Origin of the sequence: Bradyrhizobium forestalis (assembly GCF_002795245.1) — a bacterium.
In the GTDB taxonomy this organism is placed as follows: domain Bacteria; phylum Pseudomonadota; class Alphaproteobacteria; order Rhizobiales; family Xanthobacteraceae; genus Bradyrhizobium; species Bradyrhizobium forestalis.
The window spans coordinates 1-1,456 of sequence record NZ_PGVG01000105.1; the positions used below are offsets into that span (position 1 = coordinate 1).

Here is a 1,456-nt window from a genome sequence, read left to right on the forward strand (position 1 = left end):
GGGCTAGCTTGGGCACACATTTTCGGCAAGGAAGAAGCCTTGCGCGATGGCTCGGAAGCGTTCGAGCCCATCGCGCATTGTGATTGGGCCGTTGGATTTGTCGCTAGAGTAGCCGGTCCAGCCCCCGAGGCGAGCGATGGTCCAGCCGGCCCAAGCAAGGCTTCTTGGTGTATGAGGATTTTGCTGTTTGGCGGTGCGGCCCCGCAAACGTGCCTGCAAGGCGGATAAAACCTGTATTTCGCGATCGTCAAAGACATGCGAAGCAGGCTCGCCCTCGTCGAGGGAGGAGCGCGCGAGCACGAGCTGCATAGTTTGGCACGCGGCAATGAGAGCGATAACAGCGAGCTTTTCCAGTGCCGCGCCTTCGGCAAGAGCGCTCTCCTCGAGATCAAGGCCTTGGCGCTTCACGGTCCTGAACAGTTGTTCGACATGCCAGCGCTGGCGATACCAGCCGATCACCGTGACAGCCTGTTCGACAGTTCCAACATCATGGGTGGTGAGCAAGCGCCAGAGGACAGGTTCCTCGCCCCTCGGCGGATCAATTTCGCGGACTTCGACGGCGGATAGTTCAATTTGGCGCGGCGCGTGGGGATCGGAGCAGGATGCCGGCCGGCAGACGACGACCGTTCCGAACCGTACGGCCAACTGCGCTTGACGAGCCTGGCGCTTGCCTGCCCGCGCCGGCAGATCGACCGCCAAGCGATGCTGCTCGGGCAGCGCCGCCATGGTCGCAAACAGACGGCCGTCGCCTGTTGTCGCACGATCCCGGCACGCACGGCTCAACAGATGCGTGCGACGATCCGGCAGGCGTGCCCACTTCTCGTAAATGTCCCCTTCACGATCGTCGATCACGGTGATCATGCTCGCCTTGGTCAGCCCCCATTTCGCCCGCCGCGGGCCCTTCACCCATCGATAGGATTCCTTCTCTTCAATCGGAAGCTTGCGATAGTCGGCGGCCTTGGTTTTAAAGCGGCGCCAGGCCTGCACGTCAGCCAGTCCTAGACAGTGACCTGTCTCTGCATCAACCGTCAGAACGGGATGCACGAACAGGCCGACGTCACTGCCATTGCCCACCCGGCCGAGATCGCGCTTGCGCCCTCGCTTGGCCTCATAATTGATTTCGCTGGTATCCTGGATCGCCAGGACGTGCCGGCCGGCCGAAATCTCACGCACACGCGCCCGCGTGCGGATCACTATCTTGTCGACCGTGACCCGCTCATTCATCAAAAATCGCCGAAATTTGACCTTCTCGGCGCGATCGTCGCCAAGCTTGCGCAGACAAACCGTCTGTCGCTCGCAGACACGCGCCAGCAACAGAGCGCCATTTTTTTAAGACGCTCGTCGCCGAAATAGCCGATATCCATCTCCGCCATCGCTCCGCTGCTAGAATCACGACGGCCTACACAGAATCACACGCGATTCATGCAATGCAAGAGATCTGTGCCCAAGCTAGCCC

The 1,456-nt window shown here is 60.9% G+C and carries 1 protein-coding gene; it reads right to left on the minus strand.

Translation table 11 applies throughout. The features are described from left to right. Positions 1–3: 3 nt before the first annotated feature. On the minus strand, positions 4–1,314 hold the full coding sequence (locus CVM73_RS38660; protein WP_100236930.1) for an IS4 family transposase: 1,311 nt from the start codon (positions 1,312–1,314) through the stop codon (positions 4–6). Positions 1,315–1,456: the final 142 nt, after the last annotated feature.